This window comes from Carnobacterium sp. (assembly GCF_040274945.1).
Lineage (GTDB): Bacteria > Bacillota > Bacilli > Lactobacillales > Carnobacteriaceae > Carnobacterium_B.
Genome location: NZ_JBEMAR010000019.1, coordinates 1 through 5355, shown reverse-complemented (window position 1 = coordinate 5355; position 5355 = coordinate 1). Strand labels below are relative to the sequence as shown.

The window sequence follows — 5355 nt, the reverse complement described above, 5'->3', positions numbered from 1 at the left end:
ATAGATATCAGGCGTTGCGAAGCCACTATCTCCACGAACTAAAATATCTGTTGTAGGGACTACTTGATTATAATGCTCTAATAGTGGTTCAAGAAATGCTTTTACACCTGTTGAAGTATACTGGTTTCCAGGTCAAAGTTTGGCTTTCAAAAAGTCACCAGTTAAACCATCAAACGCAACGATTGGATGATAGCCATGTGTTCTATAATGGGCATTGTAATCGATTTGCTCTTGTCTACCGAAGGTATCTGAATGTGTAGAATCCAAATCGATTATCATATCGGTATCATTGCGAACGAGTCGAGCTTGATCGATTAAAGCTTGGTTAAATGCTTGAAAGTCATCGATAGTTTGTTCAGTAATCCGATCAAAAAAACGTGAGATTGATGGCTGTGATGCCAATGCGTCTTCTAATGATAAAGTTTTTAACATTAGATCGTGTCGTAGAATATCGGCAGACGAGTCAGCTTTATAACCAGCGATCAGTTGAAGGACCATTTGTTTTAAAATTTTCTGATTCGTGTGGGTCCAGTAACGACGATTTTCTTTAAAAGTAATGAGTTGTTTGATGAGGTCTTCAAAATGGAAAGCATCCATTAATTCATCTACTAAAAGTAAACCAGAATCGCTCGATAAACGACCACCTGTATGAGAGGAATGTAGATTATTATTGAATTTCACTGCAGTTTCTTGTAAAGTAACCATTGAGAGAACTCCTTCCTATTGGTTGTTTGTCGTGAATTAACCATATCAAAAAGGGGTTCTTTTTTCTTTTTATTTGTCACCCAAAGGGTGATGAGATGAAACAGCACAAGTATTATAAGTGCAAGATTAACTAACAGTTTCAAGAAAACTATGAATTATTCAGGTATCTATATAAAAAATAACCATCTCCTATCGACTGAGTAAGGAGATGGTTATTATTTTATTGAAATATTTTGGTGCAGTTTTTAAAGGGGTAAATCTTTCTTCGTAAAGAGAATATTTGATGCGGTGTATAGTACAAAGGTAATTGCTCCTAAAGCTACTAAGCCCCAGCCAAATTCTCCACCGGCAAGAATTGCATCTGTGTCAAAAAGTGTGGTTATTGTTATATATTCAAGACCATCGGCACTATCCATTAATTGTTGAATCATGGTAATTAGGAAGAATGCAAAAGGTATACCGCCTCCGATTGCTAACGCCATTCCTGTACGGTTAAACAATGTTGATGCGAAGAACGCTATTGAACTCATTGCAAGAATTAATAATAGTAGCCCCAGACTTAACCATAGATACGTTTCAACATCAAATTCTAAAGCTTTATCAACCGATCTAGCGGAAGACACCATCGCATGATTGGCCATGGATGTAATTTGTTCTTCATTTAATCCGGTTGTTTGTGTAGATAAGACTAAGGCTTCCGGATCTTTAAGTAATGTTAAGTTTTCACTTACTTGATCACTACTTAAGTTTAAAGCTGTTGCGGATGAGTCGATGACTGTTTGCAGTAGCAATTTGGCATTGTCTTCAGTTAATTGTCTTTGCGGAGTTGTTGCTTCTTCTTCGACTTCTTCTGAACTCTCAAGGTCATTCATTTCATCTAGAACAATTTTACGATAATCATTTGTTGAAAGACCGTAAAGACGCGCACCAGCAGCTAGGGCATCGTTACTATCTAGAATCATTCCTGGATCTTCCATTAATTCTTCCATCGTAATTTCGATATCATCATCTTCTATATCATCGTCATCATTATAAATGTCGTAACGCTCGTCTGTGATAATTTCTGCCGCTTCTTCATAAGAACGCTCACGAATGACATCTTCTAAATAAATCGCATAAGCTTCAGTATCCATATCTCGTGCAATAGCGGCTTCACGCATAACATCTTCATCTTCTTGAATTAGATAAAGTCGCTCGGATAAATAATCTTCATTGTGGTTCAACGTTTTAGCTGCTGCTTCAACATCCTCAGTTATCGCATAACCCGTCACATTGTTATAATTCAATTGGGAAGCGGTCAACCCTGCTAGTGTAATGACGGTATACATTAATACAACAGAAAGGATTAAGTAAAGTGATTTTGTAAAAATAACACTTGAACGTTTAATAGGTGTTGACAAAGTGTAAGCCATAGATCCTGAATCTACCTCATTAACCACAAGATTATTTGCGGTAAATACTACATAAACAATCCCAAGAATGACAGCAATCAATTTATAAAAGTTTTCTAAACTCCCTAATAGACTCGTTAGAGTGGATAAGATATTAGAAAAAGCTGTCCCTTCAGCAGCTTCCGCAATTGAAGCGTAACCTGCCGCATCATAGCTTATTATGAAACCAGAGATGATCATTGACGCAACAATTGTTATGATCAACCATAGCTTCCAGTTCGATTGTAGACTTTGTTTAAAAATTGGTTTTGATAACATTTAGACTTCCTCCTTGAATATTTCGGTAATATAATCTTCAAAATGCACTTTAATTTCTTTGAAATAAACCAAGTCAAATGCTTTTAGACTTTGAATGAGTTCGTTAATCTGATTGTCATGGACTTGCACAAAGACTTGTAAATCTTCTGTTTTTATCTGATTTATTTGATAGCCTAAACTGATAAATTGTTTGAAATTTTCTTCGGATTTAAATTCCATCCGGTACTCTTTATTTTTGTTATAACGAATAGTTTTCATATCCACAATATCAATAATTTTACCTTTTTGTATAACAGCGACACGATCACAAACTTCTTCAACCTCTTGGAAAATATGGCTCGACATAAAAATAGTCTTTCCTTTTTCTTTTTCTTCTTTTAAAAGGTTTATGAAAACATCACGCATCAAAGGATCTAAACCTGTTGTGGGTTCATCCATAATTAAAATATCCGCATCCGAAGCTAAAGCTGAAACAATTGCCGTTTTTTGTTTCATCCCTTTACTCATAGCATGTACATTAGCTGTGGCATCTAATTGAAGTAACTCGATTAATTCTTTGGCGCGGTCCCAATTCCCTCTTCCTGATAAGTAAATTTGTTCTTTAAGGAATTCTTCACCCGTTGTATTTCCAGGGAAATTAATTTCCCCAGGGATGTAAGAAACATAGCGTTTGACTTCGGCACTACTCTTCGTCGCGTCAAGTCCCTTAATACTGACATTTCCTTCGACCGGTTTAATAAAACCCATCATATGCCGAATGGTTGTGGTCTTGCCTGCGCCATTAATACCAACGAAGCCATAGACTTCGCCTTTTTCAATCTCTAAAGAGACGTCATATATTCCTCGACCTTTTCCATAATCTTTCGTTAAATGTTCTATCTCAATGTAAGCCATGTTGCAAGTTCTCCTCTCCAGCAGCGACTGTTTTCTTACGGTCATAAAAGTCCATAAAGTAATCTTCAAGTGTGAACTTAATTTCTGAAATAAAGTTCACTTTGACACCACTTAACTCTATAAATAGTTGTTGCATTTTTTCATCGGTCAGATTTAGTTTGACTTGGTTTTGATCAGGTCTTTTAATGGGGATGGTAAATTTCGTATCCTCCAAGAATGTTTGGTAGTCTTGATAGCTTGAAAATTCAATCTTAAATGCTTTATTTGTACTTTGTTTTAACTGATTCGCTTCGACCGTTGAAACAACGACACCATCTTTTATGATGGCTATACGGTCACAAGTTGCATCGACTTCACTAAAAATATGACTAGATAATAGAATGGTTTTTCCGTTCGCTTTCTCGTTTAAAATAAATTGAATGAAACGTTCTTGCATCACTGGATCTAGTCCAGACGTTGGTTCATCTAAAATTAAGACGCTTGGATTATGCATGAAAGCCGTCACGACGGCTAATTTTCGCTTAGTTCCTAAACTCATTTCTTTAATATCTTCTGAAGTATCGAGTTCAAAAATGTTTTTAAGCTCTTCTGTATGAGTCATATCTGTAATTTGTCTTTCTTCCGCCATAAATTTAATGAATTGATCACCTGTCATATTTTTAGGGAAAGCTAACTCACCTGGCAAATAGCCAACATCATATTTGATGATTGCTGATGCTTTCCAACAATCTTTACCATTAATAGATAATTCACCTTCATGAGGTTTAGAAAAACCCATGAGATGACGTATTGTTGTCGTTTTACCTGCACCATTGGGCCCTAAGAATCCAAAAACTTCCCCTTTTTTTATTTCAAAAGAAACGTCAAAGATACCTCGACCCTGGCCATAATCTTTTGTAACATGTTTTACTTCGATTACTGACATTCGTTTACCTACTTTCATTTATTATTCATTTGATAGTTATTTAACAGTTGTTTCTTTATTTACATTTGTCACATTAACGATTATACTTGAATAGAAATCTAGAACAAGAGACATAATTTTGCATCTGTTAATTAACAAACAAATTATGTGAAAATGTAAAATAACTTTAAAGGGAGAGTATGGTTATGGAGAATTTAGACTTAAGAATTCAAAAAACCTTCAAGTCTTTAATTGAAAATTTTGAAGGATTATTAAATGAAAAAGAATTTGAGAAAATATCTGTCACTGAAATTTGTGATGCAGCGATGATTCGGCGGCCAACTTTTTACCAACATTTTTTGGATAAATACGATTTTTTAACGTTTTTTATTAAACATAAAATGAATCTTGTTTTTGATTATGCCTTTCAAAATATAAATGAAAAAGAAGGCGACTTTTTTGTTTTAGTATTTGAGCAACTATTGAATGAATCAGACAATGTTTTAGAGCTTATCTTTAGTATTCAAATGAATTCAGATATTATGTTAGAGATGGTTAGCGTACAAGAGTATGGCCAAAAAATGTTGCGAACGCATGTAAATGGAGGAGAAAGTAAGAATAAACTTCAACCTTTCGTGACTGAATACAAAGGACAAATCATTATGGGTGTAACGGTTCAATCTGTTTACTGGTATAAGAACAATAAAGACAAAATTGGTACAGAAGAAATGATTAAGTTATATAAACGAACGTTAGAAAAATTGAAGTAGAAAATAAATAGAGGCAGAAGATTTATATCGAAAAGATTTCTGTTTTTTTCTTTAATTCACTAAATAGTAACCAGAATCTGATATATTCATTCAGCAAAAAAAGCCATGGATTTAGAAAAAAGTATGAAAGTCTGGGATTTAGTCGTTCAGAAATGGCCTTTTACCATGTACTAAGTAATCCAAAAAATGATCAAGATTTTTACACCAATAATCAGCTCATCCAATTACCAAAAGAATTAATGGCCTCCTTTGCAGATGAAACAACTTCTGATTAAAATTGCAGGAGACAGCAAATGAATGAAGATATATGTGGCTTTATATCCAATGATTAAAAGTGTATGGAGTTTTTCTAAAATAAAATACTCAACATAAT

5 protein-coding genes and 1 pseudogene are annotated in these 5355 nt (G+C 34.4%); 2 read left to right on the top strand and 4 right to left on the bottom strand.

Going from position 1 to position 5355, the window contains the following annotated elements:
* The 4 genes and pseudogenes from ABS916_RS12750 to ABS916_RS12735 all read right to left on the bottom strand — a co-directional run.
* Positions 1 to 705 (bottom strand): annotated as a pseudogene (locus tag ABS916_RS12750) (IS1380 family transposase); the annotation flags it as partial.
* Between the two features lie 245 nt (positions 706 to 950).
* Positions 951 to 2414: an ABC transporter permease subunit gene (locus tag ABS916_RS12745; protein WP_350452258.1), complete on the bottom strand. Its 1464-nt coding sequence runs from the start codon at positions 2412 to 2414 to the stop codon at positions 951 to 953.
* Positions 2415 to 3308, bottom strand: coding sequence for an ABC transporter ATP-binding protein (locus tag ABS916_RS12740; RefSeq protein WP_350452257.1), 894 nt, complete (start codon positions 3306 to 3308; stop codon positions 2415 to 2417).
* Positions 3295 to 4233, bottom strand: a complete 939-nt coding sequence (locus ABS916_RS12735) for an ABC transporter ATP-binding protein (RefSeq protein ID WP_350452256.1) — start codon at positions 4231 to 4233, stop codon at positions 3295 to 3297. The genes ABS916_RS12740 and ABS916_RS12735 overlap by 14 nt, the downstream gene beginning before the upstream one ends.
* Positions 4234 to 4418: 185 nt before the next feature.
* Here ABS916_RS12735 and ABS916_RS12730 point away from each other — a divergent pair, with 185 nt between their 5' ends.
* Positions 4419 to 4982, top strand: coding sequence for a TetR/AcrR family transcriptional regulator (locus ABS916_RS12730; protein ID WP_350452255.1), 564 nt, complete (start codon positions 4419 to 4421; stop codon positions 4980 to 4982).
* 152 nt (positions 4983 to 5134) lie between these two features.
* Entirely contained in the window at positions 5135 to 5257 is a 123-nt protein-coding gene (locus ABS916_RS12895; protein WP_502880614.1) for a hypothetical protein, read from the top strand.
* Positions 5258 to 5355 lie beyond the last annotated feature (98 nt).